26 protein-coding genes are annotated in these 26,073 nt (G+C 56.1%); 13 read left to right on the forward strand and 13 right to left on the reverse strand.

Features of this window, described 5'->3' with window-relative positions:
• The first annotated feature begins 21 nt into the window (after positions 1-21).
• Positions 22-1,137 carry an alpha/beta hydrolase gene (locus ACP151_RS01870; RefSeq protein ID WP_424977140.1) on the forward strand — a complete coding sequence of 372 codons (1,116 nt, stop codon included), beginning with the start codon at positions 22-24 and terminating at the stop codon, positions 1,135-1,137.
• Positions 1,138-1,143: 6 nt separating this feature from the next.
• Here the strand turns inward: ACP151_RS01870 and ACP151_RS01875 are convergent, their stop codons facing one another.
• From ACP151_RS01875 to ACP151_RS01885, 3 genes are read right to left on the reverse strand one after another with little or no spacing between them, the layout of a single operon-like run.
• A complete protein-coding gene (locus tag ACP151_RS01875) occupies positions 1,144-1,731 on the reverse strand; it encodes a Smr/MutS family protein (protein ID WP_424977141.1) in 588 nt (195 codons plus the stop codon).
• 1 nt (position 1,732) lies between these two features.
• Positions 1,733-2,785: a murein transglycosylase A gene (locus ACP151_RS01880; protein ID WP_424977142.1), complete on the reverse strand. Its 1,053-nt coding sequence runs from the start codon at positions 2,783-2,785 to the stop codon at positions 1,733-1,735.
• Complete coding sequence (locus tag ACP151_RS01885; protein ID WP_424977143.1) at positions 2,782-3,438, reverse strand: Tim44/TimA family putative adaptor protein; 657 nt, start codon at positions 3,436-3,438, stop codon at positions 2,782-2,784. The genes ACP151_RS01880 and ACP151_RS01885 overlap by 4 nt, the downstream gene beginning before the upstream one ends.
• A 115-nt stretch (positions 3,439-3,553) precedes the next feature.
• Here ACP151_RS01885 and ACP151_RS01890 point away from each other — a divergent pair, with 115 nt between their 5' ends.
• Positions 3,554-4,054 (forward strand): FxsA family protein, encoded by a 501-nt coding sequence (locus ACP151_RS01890; protein ID WP_424977144.1) that lies wholly within the window; start codon positions 3,554-3,556, stop codon positions 4,052-4,054.
• A gap of 56 nt (positions 4,055-4,110) precedes the next feature.
• Complete coding sequence (secB, locus tag ACP151_RS01895) at positions 4,111-4,596, forward strand: protein-export chaperone SecB (RefSeq protein WP_424977145.1); 486 nt, start codon at positions 4,111-4,113, stop codon at positions 4,594-4,596.
• Between the two features lie 75 nt (positions 4,597-4,671).
• Here secB and dnaQ read toward each other — a convergent pair whose 3' ends face one another.
• Genes dnaQ through ACP151_RS01915 form a run of 4 tightly spaced genes read right to left on the reverse strand, consistent with a single transcriptional unit; the run spans position 4,672 to position 7,412 of the window.
• Positions 4,672-5,400 carry a DNA polymerase III subunit epsilon gene (gene dnaQ / locus ACP151_RS01900; protein ID WP_424977146.1) on the reverse strand — a complete coding sequence of 243 codons (729 nt, stop codon included), beginning with the start codon at positions 5,398-5,400 and terminating at the stop codon, positions 4,672-4,674.
• Positions 5,393-5,986, reverse strand: a complete 594-nt coding sequence (gene coaE, locus ACP151_RS01905) for a dephospho-CoA kinase (protein WP_424977147.1) — start codon at positions 5,984-5,986, stop codon at positions 5,393-5,395. Before coaE ends, dnaQ begins: the two co-directional genes overlap by 8 nt.
• A complete protein-coding gene (locus ACP151_RS01910) occupies positions 5,983-6,816 on the reverse strand; it encodes a shikimate dehydrogenase (RefSeq protein ID WP_424977148.1) in 834 nt (277 codons plus the stop codon). The genes coaE and ACP151_RS01910 overlap by 4 nt, the downstream gene beginning before the upstream one ends.
• Positions 6,813-7,412, reverse strand: coding sequence for a Maf family protein (locus ACP151_RS01915; protein WP_424977150.1), 600 nt, complete (start codon positions 7,410-7,412; stop codon positions 6,813-6,815). The genes ACP151_RS01910 and ACP151_RS01915 overlap by 4 nt, the downstream gene beginning before the upstream one ends.
• A gap of 410 nt (positions 7,413-7,822) precedes the next feature.
• Between ACP151_RS01915 and ACP151_RS01920 the strand changes: the two genes are divergently transcribed.
• From ACP151_RS01920 to ACP151_RS01950, 7 genes are all read left to right on the forward strand, one after another.
• Complete coding sequence (locus ACP151_RS01920; protein WP_424977151.1) at positions 7,823-8,278, forward strand: CopD family protein; 456 nt, start codon at positions 7,823-7,825, stop codon at positions 8,276-8,278.
• Between the two features lie 174 nt (positions 8,279-8,452).
• Complete coding sequence (rho, locus tag ACP151_RS01925) at positions 8,453-9,724, forward strand: transcription termination factor Rho (RefSeq protein WP_424977152.1); 1,272 nt, start codon at positions 8,453-8,455, stop codon at positions 9,722-9,724.
• Between the two features lie 30 nt (positions 9,725-9,754).
• Complete coding sequence (gene mnmE / locus ACP151_RS01930; RefSeq protein WP_424977154.1) at positions 9,755-11,041, forward strand: tRNA uridine-5-carboxymethylaminomethyl(34) synthesis GTPase MnmE; 1,287 nt, start codon at positions 9,755-9,757, stop codon at positions 11,039-11,041.
• A 13-nt stretch (positions 11,042-11,054) separates the two neighbouring features.
• Complete coding sequence (gene mnmG / locus ACP151_RS01935) at positions 11,055-12,929, forward strand: tRNA uridine-5-carboxymethylaminomethyl(34) synthesis enzyme MnmG (RefSeq protein ID WP_424977155.1); 1,875 nt, start codon at positions 11,055-11,057, stop codon at positions 12,927-12,929.
• Entirely contained in the window at positions 12,926-13,543 is a 618-nt protein-coding gene (rsmG, locus tag ACP151_RS01940; RefSeq protein WP_424977156.1) for a 16S rRNA (guanine(527)-N(7))-methyltransferase RsmG, read from the forward strand. Before mnmG ends, rsmG begins: the two co-directional genes overlap by 4 nt.
• Positions 13,536-14,345 (forward strand): ParA family protein, encoded by an 810-nt coding sequence (locus ACP151_RS01945; protein WP_424977157.1) that lies wholly within the window; start codon positions 13,536-13,538, stop codon positions 14,343-14,345. The genes rsmG and ACP151_RS01945 overlap by 8 nt, the downstream gene beginning before the upstream one ends.
• Before the next feature lie 26 nt (positions 14,346-14,371).
• On the forward strand, positions 14,372-15,265 hold the full coding sequence (locus tag ACP151_RS01950) for a ParB/RepB/Spo0J family partition protein (RefSeq protein WP_424977158.1): 894 nt from the start codon (positions 14,372-14,374) through the stop codon (positions 15,263-15,265).
• Here ACP151_RS01950 and ACP151_RS01955 read toward each other — a convergent pair.
• The 4 genes from ACP151_RS01955 to rph are packed head-to-tail and all read right to left on the reverse strand — an operon-like array spanning position 15,255 to position 18,084.
• Positions 15,255-15,608, reverse strand: a complete 354-nt coding sequence (locus ACP151_RS01955; protein WP_424977159.1) for a YbaN family protein — start codon at positions 15,606-15,608, stop codon at positions 15,255-15,257. The genes ACP151_RS01950 and ACP151_RS01955 overlap by 11 nt on opposite strands.
• Positions 15,609-15,612: 4 nt before the next feature.
• On the reverse strand, positions 15,613-16,767 hold the full coding sequence (gene hemW, locus ACP151_RS01960; protein ID WP_424977160.1) for a radical SAM family heme chaperone HemW: 1,155 nt from the start codon (positions 16,765-16,767) through the stop codon (positions 15,613-15,615).
• Entirely contained in the window at positions 16,760-17,374 is a 615-nt protein-coding gene (gene rdgB / locus ACP151_RS01965; protein WP_424977161.1) for an RdgB/HAM1 family non-canonical purine NTP pyrophosphatase, read from the reverse strand. Before rdgB ends, hemW begins: the two co-directional genes overlap by 8 nt.
• On the reverse strand, positions 17,371-18,084 hold the full coding sequence (rph, locus tag ACP151_RS01970) for a ribonuclease PH (RefSeq protein WP_424977162.1): 714 nt from the start codon (positions 18,082-18,084) through the stop codon (positions 17,371-17,373). The genes rdgB and rph overlap by 4 nt, the downstream gene beginning before the upstream one ends.
• A 144-nt stretch (positions 18,085-18,228) precedes the next feature.
• Here rph and hrcA point away from each other — a divergent pair, with 144 nt between their 5' ends.
• The gene (gene hrcA, locus ACP151_RS01975) at positions 18,229-19,293 is read left to right on the forward strand and encodes a heat-inducible transcriptional repressor HrcA (RefSeq protein ID WP_424977163.1); all 1,065 of its coding nucleotides are present in this window, start codon (positions 18,229-18,231) and stop codon (positions 19,291-19,293) included.
• Between the two features lie 9 nt (positions 19,294-19,302).
• Positions 19,303-19,863: a nucleotide exchange factor GrpE gene (locus tag ACP151_RS01980; RefSeq protein WP_424977164.1), complete on the forward strand. Its 561-nt coding sequence runs from the start codon at positions 19,303-19,305 to the stop codon at positions 19,861-19,863.
• A gap of 87 nt (positions 19,864-19,950) precedes the next feature.
• Here ACP151_RS01980 and mutS read toward each other — a convergent pair whose 3' ends face one another.
• Both mutS and ACP151_RS01990 read right to left on the reverse strand, forming a co-directional pair.
• The gene (mutS, locus tag ACP151_RS01985; protein WP_424977165.1) at positions 19,951-22,581 is read right to left on the reverse strand and encodes a DNA mismatch repair protein MutS; all 2,631 of its coding nucleotides are present in this window, start codon (positions 22,579-22,581) and stop codon (positions 19,951-19,953) included.
• Between the two features lie 102 nt (positions 22,582-22,683).
• Positions 22,684-23,517 (reverse strand): flagellin, encoded by an 834-nt coding sequence (locus ACP151_RS01990; protein ID WP_424977166.1) that lies wholly within the window; start codon positions 23,515-23,517, stop codon positions 22,684-22,686.
• Between the two features lie 297 nt (positions 23,518-23,814).
• Here ACP151_RS01990 and ACP151_RS01995 point away from each other — a divergent pair, with 297 nt between their 5' ends.
• A complete protein-coding gene (locus ACP151_RS01995) occupies positions 23,815-26,070 on the forward strand; it encodes an NADP-dependent malic enzyme (RefSeq protein WP_424977167.1) in 2,256 nt (751 codons plus the stop codon).
• Positions 26,071-26,073: the final 3 nt, after the last annotated feature.

Here is a 26,073-nt window from a genome sequence, read left to right on the forward strand (position 1 = left end):
TAAGTATTGGGGGCAAAGATCATGCAAGGCCTGCACGCGGTTTGGATTATTCTCCTGTTTGCTCTGGCTGGCTGCACGGACAGATCTTTTTCGCCGACAGTTCCGGAAGCCTTGACCGTCGGCACGTCGAAAACGATCTTTGCCGCCACCAACCGAGATTCTTTGCAGGACGGCAGGTTTGGATCTGAACGGGCCGACGGGATCAGCTTTCTGGAATTGACAGTATCTATTCCCCCCAAGCATCAGCCCGGTTCCCTGAAATTCGGCTATGGGAACCCGGACCCGGTCACCGAGTTCACCATGGCCGGGCGCAGGAGTTTTGAAGGTGAGGCCGCCTTTTCCTCCAGACTGCGGCAGGAACTGAAAGAGTTTCCTGCCGGCGAGCAGGATGTCACCGTGTTTGTCCATGGCTTCAATTCCACCCAGGCGGAAACCGCGTTCCGGGCCGCCCAGCTGTCACATGACCTTAGTATTCCGGGCGCAACGGTCATCTATTCCTGGCCCAGCAAAGGCAAGGCGCTTGGCTATGCCTATGATGGCGACAGCGTATTGTTTGCCCGCGATGGGCTGGAACTGCTTCTGCGCCAGCTGCGCTCTTCCGGGGCTGGCCGGATTGTCGTGGTGGCGCATTCCATGGGAGGGCTTCTGACGATGGAATCCCTGCGCCAGATTGAAATCAAAACACCAGGCTGGTCGGCGCGCAATCTGGGCGGTGTTGTGCTGATGTCGCCTGACCTTGATGTTGATGTGTTCAAATCACAGATGGAGCGCTTTGCCGAGGTTCCGCAGCCGTTTGCAATATTTGTATCGCAAAAGGACAATATCCTGACCCTGTCGCAGCGGCTGAGGGGTCTTCATGGCCGCGCACGGCTCGGTAATTTGAACAGCATAGAAGATATCAGCGACTACCCCGTCGAAGTTGTCGATACCACGGCTTTCTCTGATGAAGCTGAATCGCAGCATTTTGTTGCGGCAACATCTCCGGCGCTATTGGCGTTGTTGAAAGGTGCCCGCGAAACAACAAAAGCGTTTGAGAAAAACCAGGACGGTTTCCGAAGAATCCTGCCGGGACAGATCGTAGTCCGAGACAGTGCTGTAGCTGTGGCGCTGTCAGGCCCGCCGTCCAGCAACAGGTGACAGGTTTCAGCGAAAACGCCTGAGGAAAACGTAATAGGCACCTTCTCCGCCGTGGCTGATATGAGCGGGTGTCACCTGCAATACGGCCTGAGCCAGCGGCGGCAACGCCAGCCATTGCGGAACCTTGTGGCGCAACACGCCGCGCGGCACTGGCATCGGACCCGGTTCATCCCGGTCCTTGCCCTTCCCTGTTACCACCAGAACCAACCGTTTGCCCGATGCCTGTGCCGACAGGATGAAACGGGTCAGAGCCGGGTGTGCCGTGTCGATCCGCATCCCATGCAGATCCAGCTTCCCTTCCGGTCTGATCTTGCCCCGTTTCATCCGGCGAAATGCCTTTTCGTCCATTTGCAGGGGATCACTGGACAGGCTGCGGGCGATCGATGGTTTCAGATCATGTTTTGCAGGCTTTGGTTTGGCACGGCTGCCCAGCTCAAACGCGGCCAGTCGCGGCTCTGGCTGCTTGACCGGCTTGGGTTTCGGCATCGGCGCAGCTGGCGGTGAAGAATGCGCACCCGGCTGCAAACGTTCCGTGTGTTTCACGACCTTGTGCCAAAGATCGATTTCTTCTCCTGTCAGTTTGCGCCGTGTCATATTAGATTTCTTCCGGCAGCATCGCATAGGCTCGCTGGATCGGCAGCAGAACCACCATCCGGCCTGGATCTTTCATTGTGCCAGCGGTTTCACCGGCTGCGTCACCGGTACCAACAAAAATATCGGCGCGCTGCGCCCCTTTGATGGCAGAGCCAGTGTCCTGCGCCACCATCAGCCTGCGCAACGGCATATGCCCGTCCTTTTCCACCCAGACCGGTGCGCCCAGCGGTGTGTAGGCCGGATCAGCTGCAATGGTGCGCATCGGTGTGACAGACCGGTTCATCGCGCCAAGCGGCCCCTTGGAGGCGGCAACCCTGTGAACTTCCCGGAAGAACACATAGGACGGGTTGTGAAACAGCAGTTCCTTGCCGTCTACCGGGTTTCGCCGCACCCAGGATTTGATCACCTGTGCGCTTACCTGATGGACATTGTAGATGCCGCGGCGCACCAGTTCGCGACCGATGGATTTGTATTCGTGCCCGTTGGCGCCGCCATAGCCGACCCGGATGGTCGACCCGTCAGGCAAGCGGATGCGGCCCGACCCCTGGATTTGCAGGAAAAAAAGCTCCACCGGGTCATCGACCCAGGCAATTTCCAGGCCACGGCCCTGCATCACGCCGCTGGTCAGAATGTCCCGGCGCGGCAGCCATTGGCCGGCCCCCCGTGCCTCTGGCGGCATTTTGTAAACCGGATGCTGGAACCGGCCGGACGGGTAGCGGGAACCGCTGAGTTCGGGCTCAAAGTAGCCGGTGAACAAAGCAGGTTTGCCATCTTCGATCAAAACTGGGCGGAAAAAGAGTTCGAAAAACGCTCTTGCCCCATCAGGAGACTGGGACCGGGCAGCGTTACATAGAGCCGCCCAGTCGGGGTCTTTTAAGTCCTGGCAGGTCCCCAGAAAGACCTCCAAGGCTGCAGCGTGATCATCCTCGGCCCAGCCATCAAGCTGGGAGAATTCCAGAATGCTGGACATAGTTTCAGACTGCGCCCCGGAAGCGGTCATTGCGGCACCTGCAATTGCAGCTGCCCCAAGAACACCCCGAAGAGCGGCAATCATGCGTCCGTCGCGACAAGCTGCCAATTAGGATCATCTGCGCCCATGGCGCGGGCAAAAACCCAAGTGTCCTTCTGGCGCTTCACGGCTTTGGGATCTCCCTCAACTATATCGCCGCCACGGTCGCGCACGACAGAGGTCAACTCCCCTACAAACCGCATGGTAATCTCAGCCCGGCCTGACTGTGCATCAAACTGTGCGTCTGCCAAAGTGGTTTCACGCACACCGATGAACTCGGCTTCGATCTTCAAGCCCTGATCCTCGCGCTGTGCAACAGCTTCCACGAAACTGTCGAACACATCTTCTGCTAGAAAGGGCTGAATTTCATCCAGGTGGCCATGCTCAAACCCCATCAGGATCATCTCGTAGGCGCCACGGGCACCCTGGACGAATTCCTGCACATGGAACGAAGGTTCAACCCGCTTCATCTCTGCCAGCGCCCGCGCCTGCGGGCTGCCATCCTCTACGTAATCGGTGATGTCCCGGTCGGGGCCGCCGTCGATCACTTCCAGATCGGGGCGGCGGCCGCGTGCTTCGGATTGCGGCACCGGCGGCTTTTCAAAACCTTCGCGTGTTCCGAGCACGCTTTTCAAGCGCAGGATCAGAAACACGGCAATACCGGCCAGAACCAAAAGCTGAATCACAGGCGACTCCATGGATACCTCATACTAGGCGTTCGTGCTTGGTTTGAAACCAAAGCGATCAGGTCTTATGTAGGTGACGGGCGGGAGCAAGTCTACCGCTGCAGCGTATGATCTCAAGGAAACCCTAATGTATCTTTTCCTGGCCTTTCTGATGGTTCCCATCATAGAAATCGCTCTGTTTATTCAGGTGGGGGGTGTCATTGGGCTGTGGCCGACTCTGGCCATTGTGGTTCTGACCGCAGTTATCGGCACCTGGCTGGTCAAAACACAGGGACGCATGGCGATGGGACAGCTGAGATCGTCTTTTCAGCAGTTGAACGACCCTGCAGAGCCTCTGGCCCATGGCGCAATGATCCTATTTGCCGGCGCTTTGCTGCTGACACCGGGTTTCTTTACAGATGCCTTTGGCTTTGCCCTGCTGATGCCGCCGGTGCGGCTGGCAGTGTATCGCTATCTGCGCGCCCGTATGACAATGGCTCAGTTCCAGATGGGACCGGGCAGCATGCATGGCCGCCACTATCCCGGCACAGCCGGAAAACCGGATGACATCATCGATGGTGATTACGAAGATGTGACCCAGCGGGAACGTCCCAAAGGCCCATCAGGCTGGGTTGACGGCCCCCGTTGAGATACCCGGACCAAGCTGTTAAGCACAGCTCAAAGCTTATTTTCAGGAGTATCCAGATGGCCGAAAACGGCGAAGCGCAGCAGCCCCAAGTGCAGATGAACATCCTGGGCCAGTTCATCCGTGATATGTCATTCGAAAACGTGATGGCGCAAAAAGGCACCGGCGGCGAAGTTCAGCCTGATGTCGGCGTGCAGGTCAACCTGGACGCAAAAAAGCGCTCTGCTGAAAACCAGTATGAAGTCATCACCAAGCTGACCGTTGAATCCAAGAACAAAGAAGGCGGCGACGTTCTGTTCGTTCTGGAACTGGAATATGTCGGTGTGTTCAACATCGTTGGCGTGCCGGAAGACCAGCTGCATCCGTTCCTGCTGATTGAATGCCCGCGCATGACCTTCCCATTCCTGCGCCGCATCGTGTCCGACGTGACCCGCGACGGCGGCTTCCCGCCGCTGAACCTGGACAATATCGACTTTGTAGCGATCTACCGCAATGAACTGGCCCGCCGCCAGACGGAAGCGGCTGAAGCTGCACCCACACAGTAATTCAACCGAATACTGGATCAGAAAACGCCGCTGACATTCAGCGGCGTTTTTTTATTGAATTAGACCACCCTAGCCTCAGGTGGCTTTCCACAAAGCATCATCGCCCATTTCCCCGACAAATGCCTCATGTGCGGCCAGTTCGTCAGCCGTGATCCGCGGTGGCAGCGGTGTTTGGCGTGGGGCAGGGCGCCAATCTTCTTCTACCTGTCCATTCCCTTTTGAGGCCGTTTGTGTAGACAGACCAAAGTCCGGCTGGCGCCCGCCTATCAGCTCCAGATAGACATCTGCCAGGATCTCGGAGTCGAGCAGAGCGCCGTGCAGGGTCCGGTTCGAGTTATCAATGCTGAAACGGCGGCAAAGCGCATCCAGTGTCGCCGGTGATCCCGGAAACCGCTGCCGCGCCATGGCCAGTGTATCGATTGCCTGATCCATCGGCAGCTTTGGCAGTCCCATCCAGCCGAGTTCTGCATTCAAGAACTTCATATCAAAGCTGGCGTTGTGAATGATCAGCTTGGAGTCCTGCACAAAGTCCAGAAACTGTTGCCCGATTTTGGCAAACACAGGTTTATCCCGAAGCGTCACAGCACCGGGTTCCGGTTTTTGCGGCGGTTCCAGCAGATCCGGACCGATACCATGTACTGAAAACGCCTCTGCCGGCATCGAGCGTTCCGGGTTCATATACTTGTGAAACGTTTTCCCGGTCGGCATGTGATTGAACAGTTCCACTGCGCCGATTTCGACAATCCGGTCCCCGGAAAACGGATCAAAACCAGTGGTTTCGGTATCGAGAACGATTTCACGCATCGGCCAGCTTGCTCCTGATATCTGCGAGGACTTGCGCCACTTGCGCCTCTGCATGTTCCAAAGTGTCGGTTTCGATCACATAGTCGGAACGGGCGATTTTTTGCTCAATCGGCATCTGCTTCTGCAGAATATGACGGAATTGTTCAAACGTCATCGACCCTCGGGCAAGAACCCGCTCCTGTTGGGTTTCCGCATCGACGCTCACACAGGCGACTGCATCCATTTCCGCGTCGCCTCCGGTTTCAAACAACAGGGGAATGTCGAAAACAAGGATGTCACTCTGTGCCGACGCACGAAATTCTGCCCGGTCCTGGGCGACCAGTGGATGAACAATCGCCTCGATCCGCTTCAGCGCTTCCGGGTCCTGGCCAATAATCTGCTTTAACCTAGCCCGGCTGATTTCACCGTTTGCTATCGCCTCTGGAAAGACAGACTGCATCGGCTGCACCGCTGCACCGCCTTTGCCATAAAGCCTGTGAACAGCTGCATCTGCATCCCAGACTGCACATTCTCGGGCTGCAAACATTTTGGCGGTAGTGCTTTTCCCCATGCCGATTGAACCGGTGAGGCCAAGGCAGAAGCTCATGCGAGCACAGCCTCGCGCGTGCCTGCGTCAACTTCGGGTCGGAGACCGAACCAACGTTCAAATCCGGGCACTGCCTGATGCAAAAGCATGCCCAGCCCGTCAACAACAGTGCAGCCCGCATCCTCAGCGGTTTGCAGCAAATCGGTTTTCAGAGGCGCATAGACGAGGTCGGTGACAACAGCGTCTGGACGCAGACCGTCAAGCGGTACGCGCAAGCGTGGCTTGCCCACCATTCCAAGTGACGTGGTGTTCACGATCAGCGCGCCATCCTCAATTGCGTTGCCAGCCTGAACCCATTCCAGGACTTTAATGCGGCTGCCAAAATCCTTCTGCAGCTGATCCGCCCGGTCGCGTGTCCGGTTGGTAAGCAGGATTTCTGGCACGCCTGCCTCCAGCAAGGAGGCAACAACCGCCCGGCAAGCACCGCCAGCCCCCAGAACAACCGCCGGCCCGGACTTGGGATCCCAATTGGGCGCGCCTTGATGCAGGTTCGTAATGAAACCGTAGCCATCTGTATTATCTGCCAAGACAGTGCCGTCCTGACGGAAGATCAACGTATTGGCGGCTCCTATCAGCTTGGCCCTGTCTGTCACCGTGTCGGCAATCTTCATCACCGCCTCTTTATGAGGGATGGTGACATTAGCTCCAACAAACCCCATTTTCGGCATTGCCTGAATGGTCTCGGCCAGGTTCTCCGGCTCCACATGCATAGGAACATAGTGGCCGGCGATGCCATGTGTTTTCAGCCAATGCTGGTGAAGCTGAGGGGATTTGGAATGCGCCACAGGGCAGCCGATCACGCCGGCCAGCGGGATTTTTGCTTCTGTCATTGCTCGATCACCCCTTGCAAACCCAGGTAACTGATAAGCTCCATCAGCGGCAATCCCAAGACATTAAAGTAACTGCCGTCAATGCTGGCAAACAACCGCACGCCCTCTTCTTCCAGCTTGTATGCGCCCACTGCATGCCGGATGCTTTCCCAGTTCCGGGACACATAGTCATCTATATATGTGTTCGAAGATTTCCGCATCATCAGCCGGACCTGACCAACATGTCGCCAGATGGGTTCCCCATCGCGATAGATCACCGCCGCAGACAACAACATATGGCGTTTTCCGCACATCTGCTTAAGCTGATCGGCGGCCTCTGCGGCGCTGACAGGTTTGGAGATGATTTTACCTTCAAAATCGAGCACCTGATCACATCCCAGTACGAGCTTGCCCGGGTGCTTGCCACTAATCTTGCAGGCCTTGGCTTCAGCCAGGGCATCCGCAATGTCCCGCGGCGAAGCCTGTTCGGACAAAAGCGCAGCCTTGATCGCATCCTCGTCCAGACGCGGCACGTCAGTGACAAATTCAATACCGGCCTGACGCAGCAGATGCGCCCGTATTTCAGAACCGGATGCCAAAACTATGTGGGCAGTCATGTGGAAAACCCCGTGGGAAAGACGCAGATCATTTCAGGACGTTTTGTATGGTTTTCCACGCTCAAGTAAAGACTCCAGGGGTTGACTGAAATCTCAGGATTCTGTCGGCTGAGTCGTCCCTTGTGAGTCAGGATAACTTTTTGTTCGTGGATATGCCGGCTTTCCCCGGATCTTCCCGGTGTTATCCCCAAGGCTGGAAAGGTAAACACATTCTTAACATTCCTTATTTCTAAGGCGTTAAGAAAATATCAACGTTTCCTGTCCCATCCCAGCTGGTATCTTATCCTTGCTGGGGATAAGCGGAGGAAGAGTCATTTATCCACTGAAATCCATGCACACTACAAAAACATCATCCTTCTAATACTTTCTTAATTATTAGGGTGATCAGACCAGACCGGGGAGAACCGCTCATGGACCTGAGCAATGTCATGTTCACGCTCTACCCATATGCAAAGTCACTGCACATCATGGCAGTTCTCAGCTGGATGGCCGGTCTTTTCTATCTTCCCCGTTTGTTTGTGTATCATGTGGAGCAGGCAGAGAAGGTCCAGGAAGCAGTGCCAATCTTCCTCCAAATGGAGGAGAAGCTTCTTAGGATCATCATGCGTCCGGCGATGTATGTGTCCTGGGCTGCAGGGCTGCTCATTGTGCTGACGCCGGGGATTGTCGACTGGAGCTCCATCTGGCCTTGGACCAAGGGCGTATCAGTGATTGCCATGACCTGGTTCCATCATTGGCTGCTGTTCCGCTATCGCGACTTCAAGGAAGGTCGAAACATGTGCACCGGGCGGCAGTTTCGGATGATGAACGAGGTGCCTACCGTCCTGATGCTGGTGATTGTGATCTCGGTTATCTTCAAATTCTGACGCAGAGGCTCAGAAACGGGCCTAGCAGCCCCGGAACACGTGCAGCCGGCGTTTGACTCGTCTGAAACGACTCCCTATGTATGGCTCTCAGCGGGCCCGTCCGGGTATGCCGTGTTTTCCATTCCTGTCGTCAGACCGACCCCCTGAATAAACGGGGGAGTAGAGGCCGTATATATGACCGAGCAATCCCTGAATCTCGCTGATCTCAAGGCAAAAAGCCCCAAGGCTCTGCTGTCCATGGCGGAAGAGCTGGAGATCGAAAACGCCTCGACCATGCGTAAGGGCGAGATGATGTTCCAGATCCTGCGTGAACGCGCAGACGAGGGATGGGACATTGCCGGCGACGGGGTGCTGGAAGTGCTGCAGGATGGCTTTGGCTTCCTTCGTTCACCAGAGGCAAACTACTTGCCGGGTCCGGACGATATCTATGTTTCCCCTGACATGATCCGCCAGTATTCACTGCGCACCGGTGACACGGTGGAAGGCCAGATCAAGGCGCCATTGGAGACCGAACGTTACTTTGCGCTGACCAATGTTACCAAGATCAACTTTGAAGAGCCTGAGAAGGCGCGCCACAAGATTGCATTCGATAACCTGACGCCGCTCTATCCGGATGAGCGGCTGAAGATGGAAATCGAAGATCCGACCATCAAGGATCGTTCCGCCCGGGTGATCGACCTTGTTGCCCCGATCGGTAAAGGTCAGCGTTCGCTGATCGTCGCACCGCCGCGGACCGGCAAAACCGTGATCCTGCAGAACATTGCGCATTCGATCGAAAAGAACCACCCGGAGTGCTATCTGATTGTTCTGTTGATCGACGAGCGCCCGGAAGAGGTGACCGACATGCAGCGCTCGGTGAAGGGCGAAGTTGTCTCCTCCACCTTTGATGAGCCAGCCACCCGCCACGTTGCGGTTTCGGAAATGGTCATCGAGAAAGCTAAGCGTCTGGTCGAACATAAGCGAGATGTTGTGATTCTTCTCGACTCCATCACAAGACTTGGTAGGGCCTTTAACACCGTGGTGCCATCATCTGGTAAAGTTCTGACCGGTGGGGTTGATGCAAACGCACTGCAGCGCCCGAAGCGCTTCTTTGGTGCTGCGCGGAACATCGAAGAGGGTGGTTCGCTCACCATCATCGCAACGGCGCTGATCGACACCGGCTCGCGTATGGACGAGGTGATCTTTGAAGAATTCAAAGGCACCGGTAACTCGGAAATCGTGCTGGACCGCAAGATTGCCGACAAGCGCGTGTTCCCGGCAATCGATATCCTCAAATCCGGCACCCGGAAAGAGGATCTTCTGGTCGACAAGATCGATCTGGCCAAGACCTTTGTTCTGCGCCGGATCCTGAATCCGATGGGTACGACAGATGCAATCGAGTTCCTTCTGTCGAAGCTGAAGCAGACCAAGTCGAACTCTGAGTTCTTCGACTCGATGAACACCTGATCCGGGCCGGCGAGAGAGAAGGGCCATTCCATGGACACGATCTTTGCGCTGGCCTCCCCCCAAGGGAAGGCCGGGGTTGCGGTAATCCGCGTCTCCGGTCCGTTAGCATTGGATGCCGGCGCGCAGCTTTGCGGCGGAGAAATGCCTGCCCGGCGTGCCTGTCTGCGGAATTTGCGCGACGAATCAGGTGAGCACCTGGATGAGGCTTTGGTTCTGTCCTTTTCAGCACCAAACAGCTTCACTGGTGAAAATACTGTTGAATTTCAAACACATGGAAGCACGGCCGTAATCTCTGCCGTGCTTGAATCGCTGAGTCGAATCGATGGGCTGAGGATGGCACAGCCAGGCGAATTCACGCGCCGGGCTTTGGAAAATGGAAATTTGGACCTGGCCCAAGTCGAAGGCTTGGCTGATCTGATCGATGCCGAAACCGAAGCGCAGCGCAAGCAGGCACAGGTAATCCTTGCCGGCGGACTGGGGAAGCTGGCTGAAATCTGGCGTGCCAATCTGATCCGGGCGGCCTCTCTCATCGAAGTTACCATCGATTTTGCGGACGAAGAAGTGCCCGTCGACGTTACGCCGGAAGTCACCGCGTTGCTGACCGAAGTTCAGGCCGGCCTTGAAAAAGAAACCGACGGTATCAAAATTGCCGAACGGATTCGCAATGGTTTCGAAGTGGCCATTGTCGGAGCGCCCAATGTAGGTAAGTCAACTTTGCTGAACGCGCTTGCCGGCCGCGAGGCAGCTCTTACTTCCGAATACGCTGGCACCACCCGCGACATTATCGAAGTTCGTATGGATCTTGCCGGTCTGCCTGTCACACTTCTTGATACAGCAGGTCTGCGTGAGACCGAAGATCATGTCGAAGGCTTAGGGATCGCTCTGGCGCGAAAGCGGGCTGAGGAAGCAGACTTGCGTGTCTTTCTGGCCGAGGATGAAGAGATCCTGGATGTTGACATGCGGCCAGGTGATATTTGCCTGCGACCGAAAGCGGATCAACGGGATGACAGAGAGAATGCTATTTCCGGCCAATCTGGATATGGAATTGATCGATTGGTCGACCATGTCACGGTTGTACTGCAGAACCGTTCGGCTCAGGCCGGGATTGCGACCCGAGCACGGCATCGGGATGCAATGCTGTCTGCATTGCGCAGCTTGAAAGAAGCACAAGGCATCCTGCAGCAGGGGCCGGAGTTTTATGATATAGCTGCAGAAGAGATGCGGTCAGCAATTCGGGCTTTGGAAATGCTGGTAGGCCGTATTGGTGTGGAGAATCTCCTAGATGAAATTTTTTCGAGTTTTTGCCTAGGGAAATGAAGGAGTGTTTCACGTGAAACATTCAGCTTATGACGTCATTGTTGTTGGTGGAGGCCATGCCGGTACAGAAGCGGCACATGCTTCTGCGCGGATGGGCTCGTCAACAGTACTGGTGACGCTGACACGCAGCGGTATTGGCGTTATGTCTTGCAATCCGGCTATTGGCGGCTTGGGGAAAGGCCATCTTGTACGCGAGATCGATGCTATGGATGGTGTCATGGGTCGGGTTGCTGACTTGGCTGGTATCCAGTTTCGTCTTCTCAACCGTAGAAAAGGGCCTGCTGTCCAAGGACCTAGGGCCCAGTCCGATAGAAAAATCTATCAAAGTGAAATGCTGAAACTGACAGAAGGGCAGTGTAACCTGGATGTCATCGAAGGCGAAGTGACTGACTTTTTGATGAGCTCTGGCGTCGTCACTGGCGTGATTTTGGCAGATGGGAGTGAGCTGACAGCCAAGGCAGTTGTCTTGACATCCGGGACATTCCTGCGCGGCGTCATTCATATTGGTGATGTCTCAAAGCCAGGCGGGAGGATGGGCGATAAGCCTTCAGTGAAGCTGGCTGAACGTCTTGATAGTTTTGAGTTACCTCTCGGCCGGCTGAAAACAGGTACACCGCCTAGGCTGGATGGGCGTACAATCAATTGGGATATCTTGGGCACGCAGCCGGGTGATGAAGATCCAGTTTTCTTTTCGTTTATGACAGGATCTGTGAGCGCCAAGCAGTTGTCTTGTGGAATTACGCATACAAATCCCAAGACCCATGACATCATTCGGAAAAATCTGGAGAGATCCGCCATGTATGGCGGACACATTGACGGAGTTGGACCCAGGTATTGCCCGTCGATAGAAGATAAAATTGTCCGGTTTTCTGACAAAGAATCACATCAGATATTTCTGGAACCAGAAGGCGTAGAGGACCACACTGTTTATCCAAACGGTGTCTCCACCAGTCTTCCGGTGGAAGTGCAAGAAGAGTACGTTCAGTCGATCTATGGTCTGGAGCGAGCAGTCATTTTGCAACCTGGTTATGCGATTGAATATGATTATGTTGACCCACGCGCGTTGCAACTGGATCTATCACTCAAGAATGTCCCTGGTCTGTATCTTGCAGGGCAGATAAATGGCACTACGGGATATGAAGAAGCGGCCGCCCAAGGGCTTGTTGCAGGTCTCAACGCGGCGCGGCGCGCCAAGGGTGAGGAGCCGGTAACATTCAGCCGGTCAAGCAGTTATATCGGTGTTATGGTCGATGATTTGACAACGAATGGTGTGACTGAACCCTATCGTATGTTCACTTCAAGAGCTGAGTTCCGACTTTCATTGCGGGCAGACAATGCAGATCAACGGTTGACCCCCTTAGCAATCGAACTTGGCTGTGCTGGAGAGGAGCGAAAGATCTCCTTCTTGGAGAAAAGTAATCAACTTTCCGCGGCGAGGCAGGTCCTGGATTCGCAGACATTTACCCCAAAACAAATTTCCGGGGTAGGTATCCGAGTGAATCAAGATGGAAACCGTAGGACTGGTCTTGATGTTCTGGCATTTCCCGATGTTTGCTTTGAGGATGTGGTAGGTTTGATGCCAGAATTGTCTGGTGTCCAAGACGGAATACGGCGTCAAATGGAAAAAGACGCGCTTTACGCCAACTACATTGCACGTCAAGAGCGGGAAATTTCTGTACTAAAACGAGATGAAGGCCACCGGATACCTGATGGATTCGTGTTTTCTGGGATTGATGGGTTGTCGAAAGAGTTGCAGCAAAAGCTGGAGCACGCTCGTCCGGAAACCTTGGCACAGGCTGCGAGAATCGATGGGATTACGCCTGCGGCGTTGGCTCTGATCCTGGCGCGGCTCCGTAAGCGGAATTCGAATCAGGAGAAAACCGCATGAGCGGCCGAGGGATTCTTGAGACGCTCAATGTTTCACGTGAAACATTAGATCGTCTAGAGATCTTTGTTAGCATATTGCGAAAGTGGAATCCAAAGATCAATCTGGTTTCCCGAGCCAGTCTTGAACATGTTTGGTCAAGACACATCGCTGATTCAGTTCAAGTGTTCCGCTGTGTTGATGCTCCTGACTCTTGGGTCGATATCGGTAGCGGGGGAGGGTTCCCTGGTTTGATTGTGGCGCTTCTGGCCGTTGATGAGGCGCCTGAGATGAAAGTCACGCTTATCGAAAGCGATCAGCGTAAGTCAGCTTTTTTGCGCTCAGCAGCGCGGGAATGCGGTGCTTCTGTTACGGTTTTGTCCGAACGTATTGAAGCAGTTGCACCACAGCAGGCGGATGTTTTGTCCGCTCGTGCGCTTGCTGATTTGTCAGATCTCCTTGGATTTGCGGAACGTCATCTTTCCGATGGTGGTGTCGCCTTATTTCCAAAAGGAGAGAACTGGAAAAAAGAAGTGGATAACGCGCGGCAGAGATGGCGGTTCGAGGCAGAGCCGGCTAAAAGTTTGACAGAACCAGAAGCAGTAATCCTGAAAATCAGAGGAGTAGAACGTGTCTGATTTTTCCCGCCCAGAGGGGCCTCGTATCATCGCGGTCGCAAATCAGAAAGGTGGGGTGGGGAAGACAACAACGGCCATAAACCTGGCCGCGGCTTTGGTTGAATGTGGTCTACGGGTCATGGTGGTGGATCTGGACCCGCAAGGTAATGCTTCAACAGGTCTTGGGATCGAGGCATCTGATCGTGACTTGACCACTTATGATCTCTTGGTTGAGGACGCGTCTTTGGAAGATGTTATCCGTCAGACGGAAATCGAAGATTTATGCATAATTCCGGCCACTGTGGATCTCAGCTCTGCGGACATTGAACTGTTCACCAATGAAAAGCGCAGTTTTCTTCTGCACGATGCGCTTCGGCAGACCGCGATGGATGAATATGATTGGGACTATGTCTTGATTGATTGTCCGCCGTCGTTAAACCTCTTGACCGTAAACGCCATGGTTGCCGCACATTCCGTTCTGGTTCCCTTGCAGAGTGAGTTTTTTGCACTGGAAGGGGTTACACAGCTGATGCTGACAATTCGGGAAGTGCGACAGTCTGCGAATCAAAACCTTCGCATTGAAGGGATTGTTTTAACCATGTTTGATCGGCGGAATAATCTATCTCAGCAGGTAGAACAGGATGCGCGAGACAATCTGGGTGATCTGGTTTTTCAAACCAAAATCCCGCGCAATGTAAGGGTGAGCGAAGCTCCCTCATATGCGCTTCCGGTCCTGAACTATGACACCAACTCGCTGGGCGCACAGGCGTATCGTGCCTTGGCGGAAGAAATCATCAATAAGCATAACAAGATAGCGGCCTAAATGCAGAGTACCTACCGGAGGCAACCATGGCAGACAAAAAGACGAAACCACGCGGGCTGGGCCGGGGACTGTCGGCGTTGATGGCAGATGTGAACCCTGCGCCGGTGAGTACGCAGGCAGAAGCTCCGCGAAATGCAGAGATAATGGTGCCGATCGAAAATGTCGTGGCCAACCCCAACCAGCCGCGCCGACAGTTTTTGCAGGAAGACCTGGATGACCTGACGGCTTCTATCAAAGAGAAAGGGGTTCTTCAGCCTCTGATCGTGCGGCCACGACCGGGCGGCCAATATGAGATTGTCGCGGGTGAAAGGCGCTGGAGAGCCTCTCAGGCTGCGCAATTGCATGAAGTTCCTGTATTGATCCGGGACTATTCTGATCTCGAAATGATGGAAGTTGCCATCATCGAGAACATCCAGCGCTCTGACCTCAACGCAATGGAAGAGGCGCAGAGCTACAAACAGCTGATGGAAAAGTTCGGGCATACTCAGGAGAAGATGGCAGAAGCGCTTGGTAAAAGCCGCAGTCATATTGCAAACCTTGTCCGGCTTCTGCATTTGCCTGATGATGTGCAGATACTGGTTCAGGAACGTAAACTTTCGGCAGGCCATGCCCGGGCTTTGATCACTTCTGACAATGCTTCTGGATTGGCAAAAAAGATCGTGCAAGGTGGATTGTCTGTTCGTGCCACCGAGGCATTGGTAAAGAAAGACGCGGCAGGGATTCAGACTTCTTCGACGAAGAAACCCAAAAAGGCGGTTGAAAAGGACGCGGATACCCGTGCGTTGGAAGGGGATCTTTCGGCAATGCTGAAGATGAAAGTGTCGATTGATCACAAGCCTGGCGGAGAAAGCGGATCGCTCACGATCAGCTATGCAGACTTGGACCAATTGGACGAATTGTGCAATTTACTTAGCCGTTAGGGCGAGTCCAGATAAAGGTCAGGACTGCCGACAATACGATGGCCTGTATACCCAGGACATAGGCTGGTACGCCGATCAATAGAGATAGTCCAAAGACGGCGGCAATCGAAAGGGTTGCCGCCTTTTTTGCGTTTGGCCGGATAGCGCCTTGGTCACGCCAATCAGTGATCATCGGGCCAAAGGTATTATGCGCCAGAATCCAGTTGTGCAGGCGATCTGAAGAGTTTGCAAAACAGAAGGCCGCAAGAAGCAGGAAAGGTACAGTTGGAACAAGAGGAAGAACAATGCCGACCACAGCCAAGGCCACAAAGAATAGTCCAAGGCCGGCGTAGAGGAAACGCATTGTTCTAATCCATCAACAGATTGCGGAGAACCGCATTCAATACCGCGCGGCCCTGATCGGTTGCGCGTAACCTTTGATCCGAGATAGTGACCATGCCCATCTGTACAAGGTCATCCAGTCGGTTTTTATGAAGATCCCGGCCGGCAAGTTGAGAAAAACGTACCATATTCAGGCCTTCAGAAAGGCGCATCCCCATCATCAAGTATTCTGCCGCAGCATCTTCTGCTAGCAGGGGTTCTCGCAGGGATTCGCCATTGCCCCCGCCGGCGGCTTGTAGCCATGCACCGGGAGAGAGATGGGTTTCAGTCGCAAACCTGGTGCCGTCCAGGGTAAGGCGACCATGGGCGCCGGGACCGATGCCAGCGTAGTCGCCATAACGCCAATAGATCAGGTTGTGGCGGGATTCCGAACCGGGTTTGGCATGGTTGGAAACCTCATAGCCGTACATACCGAATTCGGCACAGATCTCTTGTGTGGCAAGATACATGTCGGCGGCGGTGTCATCGGTCGGAAGATTGCGCAGCTTACCGCGAGCGTATCGATCGCCAAAAGCGGTGCCATCCTCGATCGTAAGCTGGTAGAGCGACAAGTGGTCGATGGCCATTGATAGAGCTTCGCGCAGCTCTTTCTGCCAAGCATCGAGGGTCTGGCCCTGACGGGCATAGATCAGGTCAAAGCTTACCCGGTCGAAACAGTTGCGGGCGATGTCAAAGGCGGATTTTGCCTCGGAAACACTGTGGATGCGTCCGAGCCGACGCAGATCTTCATCGTTCATTGCCTGAATGCCCATGGAGATCCTATTGACCCCGGCATCGCGGTAACCCGCAAAACGCCCAGCTTCGACAGAGCCGGGGTTTGCTTCAAGAGAGATCTCTATGTCATTGGCAAAGGGCCAGATTTCACGTGCCCGTTCGATAATGGCAGACACTGTTTCGGGCAACATCAGGGATGGGGTGCCGCCGCCGAAGAAAATCGAGTTCAGAACCCGGCCGGACAGCTGTTCCGAGAGTCTATCAAGTTCAGATAAATAGGCTCTAACCCACAGGTTCTGGTCTATTTTTGCAGAGACATGACTGTTGAAGTCGCAATAGGGGCATTTGGCTTGGCAGTAGGGCCAATGTACATAGAGGCCAAAACCCCCATTGCGCCAGTCATCCACCGAAACAGCCCTGGATGAACTGGGCCACTGCCTTGCCGCGGTGGCTGATCTTGTTCTTCTCCGCCGGGTCCATTTCGGCGCAAGTGATGTCAAACCCGTCAGGCTGGAACATCGGGTCGTAGCCAAAGCCGTGTTCGCCGCGGATTGGCCAGACCAGCTGGCCGGGCATCACGCCTTCGAAGACTTCGTCATGGCCGTCTGGCCAGGCGATGACCAGAGTGCAGCGGAACTGGGCAGTCCGGGGGGCGACGGCACTGGCTGCGTTCAATTCGTCGTTGGCACGCGTCATCGCCATCTTGAAGTCGCGGCCATTGGGGGTTTCGGCCCAGTCGGCGGTGTAGACACCGGGGGCACCGTTCAGCGCGTCGATGGTGATGCCGGAGTCATCCGACAGGGCAGGGAGGCCGGTGGCCTTGGCCGCTGCATGCGCCTTGATGCGGGCGTTGCCGACAAAGGTGTCTTCGGTTTCTTCCGGTTCCGGCAGATCCATTTCGCCGGCGCCGACCACGCTGACACCAAACGGCGCGAGAATCTCAGAGATCTCGGCCAGCTTGCCCTTGTTGTGGGTGGCGACAAGTAACTTGCCGCCTTCCAGTTTGCGGGTCATTTGCAGGCGGCCTTCTGCATTTCGGCGAGTTCGGACGTGCCTTGGGCGGCCAGATCCATCAGCTGGTTCATCTGATCGCGGGAGAAGACAGAGCCTTCGGCTGACATCTGGACTTCGATCAACTTGCCGGAGCCAGTCATGATGAAATTGCCGTCGACGCCGGCCTCGGAATCTTCGGGATAGTCGAGATCCAGAACCGGCTGGCCGGCATAGATGCCGCAGGACACTGCCGCGACAGGGTCCATCAGCGGATCAATTTGCACATCGCCGGCTTTCATCAGCTTGTTCACAGCCAGGCGCAGCGCCACCCAGCCACCGGTGATCGAGGCGCAGCGGGTGCCGCCGTCGGCCTGCAGAACATCGCAGTCGACGGTGATCTGGCGCTCACCCAAGGCGACGCGATCCACGCCGGCCCGCAAAGCCCGACCGATCAGGCGCTGGATTTCAACAGTTCGACCGCCCTGCTTGCCCGAGGAAGCCTCACGGCGCATGCGAGTGTTGGTGGCGCGGGGCAGCATGCCGTATTCGGCGGTGACCCAACCCAGGCCGGTGCCTTTGATGAACGGCGGCACGCGGTCTTCGATGGTGGCGGTGCACAGCACATGGGTATCGCCCATTTTGATCAGGCAGGAGCCCTCGGCGTGTTTGGTGAATCCGGTCTCGATAGAGACGGCACGCATTTTATTCAATTCTCGTCCTGAGGGTCGCATGAGATATCCTTTTGCTGTTGATTTGGGGATAGCCCCCGGAACCAAGACGATGCAAGCCCGATTGACCTTTTGGCATACAGCTCTTTAATGACATCTTGGCGACGGTTTCTTATGTTTGAAACCGCAAGAAATGCTGGAAGGCCGATGAGTGACCCGCAAAATATTCTGCAGGATCTGAACGACCGCTCGCGGGAAGTTTTTCGGACGGTTGTGGAAAGCTATCTGGAAAGCGGCGATCCTGTTGGCAGCCGGACCCTGACGCGTTCGCTCAGCGAGAAAGTCAGCGCTGCGACAATCCGCAATGTGATGCAGGATCTGGAGTATCTTGGGCTTCTGGACAGCCCGCATGTCAGCGCCGGTCGAGTGCCGACGCAACTTGGGCTCAGGATGTTTGTGGATGGCCTTTTGGAGGTTGAAGACCTGAAGGCCAATGACAGAGAGAAAATAGACGCGACACTGGGGAAGAGCGCCGGTGATGTAGGCGGCATGCTGGACCGGGTTGGTGCAGCATTGTCAGGTGTCACGCAGGGGGCATCACTGGTGCTGACGCCCAAGCATGAGGCGGAAATCCGTCATATCGAGTTTGTCTCTCTGGCGCATGACCGGGCATTGGTTGTTCTGGTGTTCTCGGACGGCCACGTGGAAAACCGCCTGTTCACACCGCCACCGGGTCAGACGCCAAGCTCGATGCGGGAAGCGGCGAACTTCCTTAATGCGTTGATCGAGGGGCGGACGCTGAGCGAAGTTCAGCGGCAAATCCAGGGGGAGATTGCCGCGCGGCGGCAGGAAATAGACAGTCTGGCGCATGCCATGATCGAAAGCGGCTTGGCGATCTGGGAAGACGACGGCAGCGAGCAGGCCCGGCTGATTGTACGTGGACGTGCGAATCTGCTTGCTGAGACTGGAGCAGCTGAGGAGCTGGAGCGGATCCGGACCCTGTTTGATGACCTTGAGCGCAAGCGCGATATTGCTGAATTCCTGGAACTGACCGAGGACGGCGACGGCGTGCGCATTTTTATCGGTTCGGAGAACAAACTTTTCTCACTTTCGGGTTCCTCTTTGGTGGTGTCTCCTTATATGAACGCGGATCGAAAGATCATCGGTGCGGTCGGAGTGATTGGTCCGACGCGCCTGAATTACGGACGGATTGTGCCAATTGTGGACTACACGGCACAGCTGGTCGGCAAACTGTTGTCGGACCGGAGTTAGAGGTGAAATATGGCAGAGCTCAAGGACGAAGACTTTCTGGATGACATCGACGCCGCCGAGGCTGAAGAGCTGGCAGCGCAGACCGAGGAATTTGATGACGCCTCGCTGGAAATTGATGCGCTCCGGGCAGAACGGGATGAGCTGAAGGACCGCTTTATGCGGGCGCTGGCAGATGCGGAGAACGCACGCAAGCGGGGCGACAAGGCACGCCGTGAAGCAGAGAATTATGGTGGTTCAAAACTGGCCCGCGACATGCTGCCGGTCTATGACAACATGAAACGCGCGATTGAGGCAGCAACCGACGAGCAGCGCGAAGTCTCTGCTGCGCTGATCGAAGGCGTGGAACTGACCATGCGCTCCCTTTTGGGTGTGTTTGAAAAACATGGTATCCGGATTGTGTCGCCGGAAGTGGGCGACAAGTTTGACCCCAAAGTACATGAAGCAATGTTTGAGGCGCCTGTGCCGGGCACCAAGGCCGGCGATATTATTCAGGTGTCGGCCGAAGGGTTCATGCTGCACGACCGCCTGCTGCGCGCAGCGCAGGTCGGGGTTTCCTCGACGCCTGCGTAGCGGGTGCGCCCTTGGGGGCGCTGCCTCCGGCGGGAGTATTTTGGGAAAGATGAAATAGCGGTTCCAATCGGAGCCGCTATTTTTTCTTCAGGAAACGGCGTCTTTCAGTTTGTAGAGCATTTCCAGTGCTTCACGTGGGGACAGGTCGTCCGGCTGGATGCTCTCCAACAGCGCCTCGGCCGGAGATGGGCCGGTAGGGGTCTTCGGCTGCGGCGGCGGGGCCGCTGCAAAGAGCGGCAGATCGTCAATCTGGATCTTGGTGCCCCCCTCGCGGCTGCCCTGCTCCAGCATGTCGAGTACATCACGGGCGCGGGCAACAACCGATGCGGGGAGACCGGCAAGCTGGGCGACCTGTACACCATAGGAACGGTCGGCGGCGCCTTTGCGGACTTCGTGCAGAAAGATGACTTCACCCTCCCACTCTCTCACTGCAACAGTGGCATTTTCGACGCCTTCAAGCTTGCCGGCGAGCTGTGTCAGCTCGTGGTAGTGGGTGGCAAACAGCGCGCGAGAGCGGTTGATCTCATGCAAGTGTTCGAGCGTTGCCCAGGCAATTGACAGGCCATCATAGGTGGCTGTGCCCCGGCCAATTTCATCGAGGATCACCAGGGCACGGTCATCGGCCTGATTCAAAATGGCGGCGGTTTCGACCATTTCCACCATAAAAGTGGAGCGGCCACGGGCCAGGTCATCAGAGGCGCCGACACGGCTGAACAACTGGCTGATCAAGCCGATATGAGCGGCCTCAGCCGGGACATAGCTGCCCATCTGGGCAAGCAGAGCAATCAGTGCGTTCTGGCGCAGGAAGGTGGATTTACCGGCCATGTTCGGACCGGTGAGCAGCCAGACCGCGGCGCCGTCTTGAGCAGTAAGATCGCAGTCGTTGGCTACAAACGCTTCGCCGCCTTGCTGGCGCAAAGCCTGTTCCACCACCGGGTGGCGGCCGCCCTCCACGTGAAAAGCGCGGCTGGTGTCGACCTTTGGTCGGGTCCAGTTTTCTGCGCGTGACAGATCAGCAAGCCCTGTCAGAAGATCCAGTTCTGCCAAACCGCGAGCGGCAGTGTTGAGCCGGGCTGCACAGTCCAGAATTGAGCTAGAAAGCCTTGTATAGAGCCGCTTTTCGATCTCCAGTGCCAAATTGCCTGCATTCAGGATACGGGTTTCGATCTCGCTGAGCTCCACTGTGGTGAACCGCACCTGATTGGCTGTGGTCTGGCGGTGGATATAGGTTTCGTTCAGCGGCGGAGACATCATCTTATCCGCGTGAGTTGCGGTGGTTTCGATGAAATATCCCAGCACATTGTTGTGCTTTATCTTCAGCGAAGTCACGCCTGTGTGTTCGGCATATTGTTTCTGCATCGAGGCAATGACCGAGCGGCCCTCGTCGCGCAGGGTGCGGGCCTCGTCCAGTTCGAGGTCATAGCCGGCAGCAATGAATCCGCCGTCGCGTGCCATCAGCGGAGGCTCTGCCACAAGCGACGCCTCCAGCAGTGACAGCAGATCGTCGAACCCCCGCAGATCTGACAGAGCGGAGGACATGAGCTCCGGCAGCTCCATCCCGACACATAGATCCGCAATGGCTTCTGCCTGGCACAGGCCGTTGCGGATGGCGGCGAGGTCACGAGGACCGCCGCGTTCCAGCGCCAAACGGGACAGGGCGCGGTCGAGATCAGGTGTCTTGCGCAGGGCAGACCGGAGATCTTCAGCAGTTCGGTTGTGCACTACTGCAAAATCTAGGGCAGCCAGCCGCCGGTGTATTGTCTCCAGATTCCGGGACGGGCTGGACAGGCGTTGTTCCAGCAGGCGGGCACCACCGGGGGTGACGGTGCGGTCCACCACTGACAGAAGCGAGCCGGCACGGCCTCCGGAGAGGGACCGGGTCAGTTCCAGATTACGGCGGGTTGCTGCATCAATCTGGACCACCCGGTCCTGGGCTTCCTGCTGCGGCGGTTGCAACAGCGGCAGTTTGCCCTTCTGGGTGATTTCCAGATAGTCGATCAGCGCGCCCATGGCAGAGACTTCTGCGCGGGTGAAAGTTCCGAAACCGTCCAGGGCGCTGACGTTGAACAGCCTGCAGATGCGTTTCTCTGCTGCGGTGCTGTCAAAGCTGGCTTTGCCCAGCGGGGTCAACGGAATCTTGTATTCATCAGCCAGTGGCAGCGCGGCGTCATAGGCGGGGCCGTCGGCGACGATTAGTTCGGAAGGGGCAAGGCGGGCGAGTTCCGGAGACAGGCGGACGCGGGCAACCGGCATCACGTGAAACGCGCCTGTGGAGATGTCGGCCCAGGCAAGAGCGGCCTCATCCCGCAGTTCGGAATAAGAGACCAGGAAGTTGTGGCGGCGTGCTTCCAACAGGGAATCTTCGGTCAGGGTGCCAGGGGTCACCAGCCGCACCACATCGCGTTTGACCACGGACTTGGAGCCGCGTTTCTTGGCCTCAGCGGGGCTTTCCAGCTGCTCACCGACGGCGACACGGAAACCTTTACGGATCAGGGTCAGCAAATAGCCTTCGGCGGCATGAACCGGCACGCCGCACATGGGGATGTCTTCTCCGTTGTGTTTGCCGCGTTTGGTCAGCGCGATGTCCAGAGCCTCTGCCGCATTTACGGCGTCTTCAAAGAACATCTCGTAGAAATCGCCCATCCGGTAGAACAGGAGCGCATCCGCGTGTGCTTCCTTGATTTCGAGATACTGCGCCATCATGGGCGTTACGGTCATTGAAGGTCCCCCGGGGTCGTCGTTGCAAGACATTTACAATGGGGGGAGTCCGAGGGAAACCCGGATGTGGCTGCCGCCGGGCGGACCGGCGGCAGGCTGTTGTCAGTAGAGGTTGCGCAGTGTGTCTGGCATAGAGTTAGCGATGGAGAGTGATACGGTGCTCAGTTGCTGTTGCGCCTGCAAAGCGCGCCACTGAGCCGCAGCCTCTTCCATGCTTGTGTCGATCATTGAACTGACACCACGGGTGAGGGCATCCGACTGTTTGCTGACATAATCACCTTGGCCAGCCAGCTGATTGGCACTGGATCCCAGCGCTGCCGCGCCTTCGATTGCATAGGCCAGAAAACCTTCGATTTCTCCCAGAGCCGTCAAGGCGCTGGCGCCATCGGTGATTGCGGTGCGGCCGCCGAGATCGAACAGTGGGCTGCCTTCGAAGTCGACGCCGTCAACGTTCAGGGTGTTCAGGCTGCCGTCACTGGAGATTGCAGATGGTACTGTCAGCCCGGTGCCGCCGCCTCCGTCGACGTCTGTTTTCAGAAGATTCACTCCGTTAAAGTCAGAAGACGAGATGATTGAGTTTATCTGTTCCGTCTTCTCGGCCATGGCGGCCTCGTACTTGCTGAAGTCGCCCATGCCGCTGCTGGCCATGATGGCCAATGACCGCATTTCTGTCAGGGTATCGGTAATCTGTTCCGCCCCGGCTGACGCAACCGCGACTGTTGCTTCGCCCAGCGACAAAGAGTCCGACACCGAGCTCAGGCCGGAAATGTCGGAGTTCATCAGTTCGGAGATCGCCCACAGCGCTGCATTGTCTTGCGCTGAATTAACGTTTTGGCCAGTGGAAATGCTGTCTTGCGTTTGGCCGAGCTGAGAGTTCACTCCGCCCAATGTTTGCAAGGCTACCATTGCCCCGGAATTGTTGTGGAAGCTTATCATTCCTCACTTTTCCTTTGATCCTATGCCCTTTTCGGGCGGACAAACGCCGTTCTGACTGTTGCTTGCAGGTCCCTGACTTTTTGACCTCAGCGCCACCTGGACGCCAGGTGCGTGTTAATACCTATTAAGAAACTACAGCATTCTGCGGTCTACTTTTAGACGAAATCTTGACGGAAATTATCGCCTTTTAGCCGCATTTTTCTAAAATCTGACGATACAGATTCTTGAAACCGCGGATTGAGAGGCGCCCTGGGCTGGGCTAAGACAGACGGCGACGAGGAGAGGACACAAAACCAAATGCCCAAGAACAAGATCACCGACGAAGAAGCCCTGGCGTTTCACATGGCGCCATCCCCGGGCAAATGGGAGATCAATGCCACTGTCCCAATGACCACGCAAAGGGACCTGTCGCTGGCATATTCTCCGGGCGTTGCGGTTCCCTGCGAGGCCATCGCACAGAATCCTGAAACAGCCTATGACTATACCAACAAAGGCAACCTAGTTGCAGTGATCTCGAACGGCACGGCTGTCTTGGGTCTGGGCAATTTGGGCGCCTTGGGTTCCAAGCCGGTGATGGAAGGCAAATCCGTTCTGTTCAAACGGTTCGCCGATGTGAACTCGATCGATATCGAATTGGACACGGAAGATCCTGACAAGTTCATCGAAGCGGTCAAGCTGATGGGGCCAACCTTTGGTGGCATCAACCTGGAAGACATCAAGGCGCCGGAATGTTTCATCATTGAGCAGAAGCTCAAGGAAGAGATGGATATTCCTGTTTTCCATGACGATCAGCACGGCACCGCGGTGATTTGTGCGGCCGGCCTGATCAATGCGCTGCATCTGTCAGGCAAAAAGATTGAGGATGTAAAAATCGTCCTGAACGGGGCGGGTGCTGCGGGCATCGCCTGTATCGAACTGCTGAAGGCCATGGGCGCGCGGCACGAAAACTGCATTGTCTGTGACACCAAAGGCGTGATCTATCAGGGTCGCACCGAGGGCATGAACCAGTGGAAATCGGCCCATGCGATCAGCACAGAACTGCGCACTCTTGAAGAGGCGATGCGCGGAGCCGATGTTTTCCTTGGTGTTTCCGTCAAAGGTGCGGTGACCCAGGAAATGGTCGCATCCATGGCTGACAATCCAGTGATCTTTGCCATGGCAAACCCGGATCCGGAGATCACGCCGGAAGAGGCACATGAAGTGCGAGTGGATGCCATTGTTGCCACCGGACGTTCGGATTACCCGAACCAGGTCAACAATGTCCTGGGCTTTCCCTATCTGTTCCGTGGCGCGCTGGATATTCACGCACGTGCGATCAACGACGAGATGAAGATTGCTTGTGCCCACGCGCTCGCGGCTCTGGCACGCGAAGATGTGCCAGATGAAGTGGCGCTGGCCTATGGCAAGTCACTGACCTTTGGCCGGGATTATATCATTCCGACCCCGTTTGATCCGCGATTGATCCACCGGATTCCACCTGCCGTAGCCAGGGCAGGCATGGATACAGGGGCTGCACGCCGCCCGATTGTGGACATGGATGCCTATGAGGTTGGCCTTAAATCGCGTATGGATCCAACGGCCTCGATCCTGCGCGGCCTGAATGCCAGAGCGCGTTCTGCCCAGTCTCGGATGATCTTTGCCGAGGGGGACGATCCGCGGGCACTGCGTGCTGCGGTGATGTATCAGCGTTCCGGTTTCGGCAAATCTCTGGTTGTGGGCCGTCAGGAGGACGTCCGGGTCAAGCTGGAGAAGGCGGGCCTTGGCGACGCAGTGCGCGAGCTGGAGATCATTAACGCTGCCAACACGCCTCATTTCGATATGTACAAGGATTTCCTGTACAACCGGCTGCAGCGGAAAGGGTTCGACCACAAGGACATCCATCGCCTTGTAGGTCGTGACCGGCATGTGTTTTCCAGCCTGATGCTGGCGCATGGGCATGGTGATGGTCTGGTGACCGGTGCAACCCGCAAGTCGGCGCATGTTCTGGACCGGATCAACCATGTGTTTGATGCAGACGTTGATCACGGGGTCGCCGGTGTGACTGCGCTGCTGCATAAGGGCCGGATCGTGCTGATTGGTGATACGCTGGTGCATGAATGGCCGGATGAAAACCACCTGGCAAACATCGCTGAGCGTGCTGTCGTGGTCGCCCGTCACATGGGCCTTGAACCACGTGTGGCCTTTGTCAGCTTCTCTACGTTTGGTTATCCGGTGTCGGAGCGTGCCGAGAAAATGCATGTGGCGCCAACTGTATTGGACGAGCGCGGTGTCGACTTCGAGTATGAAGGCGAAATGACTGTCGATGTGGCGTTGAACGAACGTGCACAGCGGTATTACCCGTTCCAGCGCCTGACCGGTCCGGCCAACATTCTGATCGTTCCGGCTCGCCATTCGGCTTCTATTTCTGTCAAACTGATGCAGGAAATGGGGGGGGCCACTGTGATTGGTCCGATCCTGTCAGGTATCGACAAGCCGATCCAGATCTGCTCGACCACTTCCACCACCAGTGACATTCTGAACATGGCGGTTCTGGCAGCCTGCAACATCGGGTGATCA

The sequence above is a fragment of the Leisingera sp. S232 genome (genome assembly GCF_049800895.1).
Classification (GTDB): domain Bacteria; phylum Pseudomonadota; class Alphaproteobacteria; order Rhodobacterales; family Rhodobacteraceae; genus Leisingera.

Bases quoted from the DNA above. Each gene is read 5' to 3' on its own strand.
- ACP151_RS01915 (WP_424977150.1), bottom strand. From the start codon at position 7,412: ATGACTGCCCACATAGTTTTGGCATCCGGTTCTGAAATACGGGCGCAT.
- ACP151_RS01980 (WP_424977164.1), top strand. From the start codon at position 19,303: ATGGCAGAGCTCAAGGACGAAGACTTTCTGGATGACATCGACGCCGCC.
- secB (WP_424977145.1), top strand. From the start codon at position 4,111: ATGGCCGAAAACGGCGAAGCGCAGCAGCCCCAAGTGCAGATGAACATC.
- coaE (WP_424977147.1), bottom strand. From the start codon at position 5,986: ATGAGCTTCTGCCTTGGCCTCACCGGTTCAATCGGCATGGGGAAAAGC.
- ACP151_RS01910 (WP_424977148.1), bottom strand. From the start codon at position 6,816: ATGACAGAAGCAAAAATCCCGCTGGCCGGCGTGATCGGCTGCCCTGTG.
- ACP151_RS01875 (WP_424977141.1), bottom strand. From the start codon at position 1,731: ATGACACGGCGCAAACTGACAGGAGAAGAAATCGATCTTTGGCACAAG.
- rdgB (WP_424977161.1), bottom strand. From the start codon at position 17,374: ATGACCCGCAAACTGGAAGGCGGCAAGTTACTTGTCGCCACCCACAAC.
- ACP151_RS01885 (WP_424977143.1), bottom strand. From the start codon at position 3,438: ATGGAGTCGCCTGTGATTCAGCTTTTGGTTCTGGCCGGTATTGCCGTG.
- dnaQ (WP_424977146.1), bottom strand. From the start codon at position 5,400: ATGCGTGAAATCGTTCTCGATACCGAAACCACTGGTTTTGATCCGTTT.
- rsmG (WP_424977156.1), top strand. From the start codon at position 12,926: ATGAGCGGCCGAGGGATTCTTGAGACGCTCAATGTTTCACGTGAAACA.
- mnmE (WP_424977154.1), top strand. From the start codon at position 9,755: ATGGACACGATCTTTGCGCTGGCCTCCCCCCAAGGGAAGGCCGGGGTT.
- ACP151_RS01990 (WP_424977166.1), bottom strand. From the start codon at position 23,517: ATGATAAGCTTCCACAACAATTCCGGGGCAATGGTAGCCTTGCAAACA.
- rho (WP_424977152.1), top strand. From the start codon at position 8,453: ATGACCGAGCAATCCCTGAATCTCGCTGATCTCAAGGCAAAAAGCCCC.
- ACP151_RS01950 (WP_424977158.1), top strand. From the start codon at position 14,372: ATGGCAGACAAAAAGACGAAACCACGCGGGCTGGGCCGGGGACTGTCG.
- ACP151_RS01890 (WP_424977144.1), top strand. From the start codon at position 3,554: ATGTATCTTTTCCTGGCCTTTCTGATGGTTCCCATCATAGAAATCGCT.
- ACP151_RS01880 (WP_424977142.1), bottom strand. From the start codon at position 2,785: ATGATTGCCGCTCTTCGGGGTGTTCTTGGGGCAGCTGCAATTGCAGGT.
- ACP151_RS01870 (WP_424977140.1), top strand. From the start codon at position 22: ATGCAAGGCCTGCACGCGGTTTGGATTATTCTCCTGTTTGCTCTGGCT.
- mutS (WP_424977165.1), bottom strand. From the start codon at position 22,581: ATGACCGTAACGCCCATGATGGCGCAGTATCTCGAAATCAAGGAAGCA.
- ACP151_RS01995 (WP_424977167.1), top strand. From the start codon at position 23,815: ATGCCCAAGAACAAGATCACCGACGAAGAAGCCCTGGCGTTTCACATG.
- rph (WP_424977162.1), bottom strand. From the start codon at position 18,084: ATGCGACCCTCAGGACGAGAATTGAATAAAATGCGTGCCGTCTCTATC.
- ACP151_RS01955 (WP_424977159.1), bottom strand. From the start codon at position 15,608: ATGCGTTTCCTCTACGCCGGCCTTGGACTATTCTTTGTGGCCTTGGCT.
- ACP151_RS01920 (WP_424977151.1), top strand. From the start codon at position 7,823: ATGGACCTGAGCAATGTCATGTTCACGCTCTACCCATATGCAAAGTCA.
- hrcA (WP_424977163.1), top strand. From the start codon at position 18,229: ATGAGTGACCCGCAAAATATTCTGCAGGATCTGAACGACCGCTCGCGG.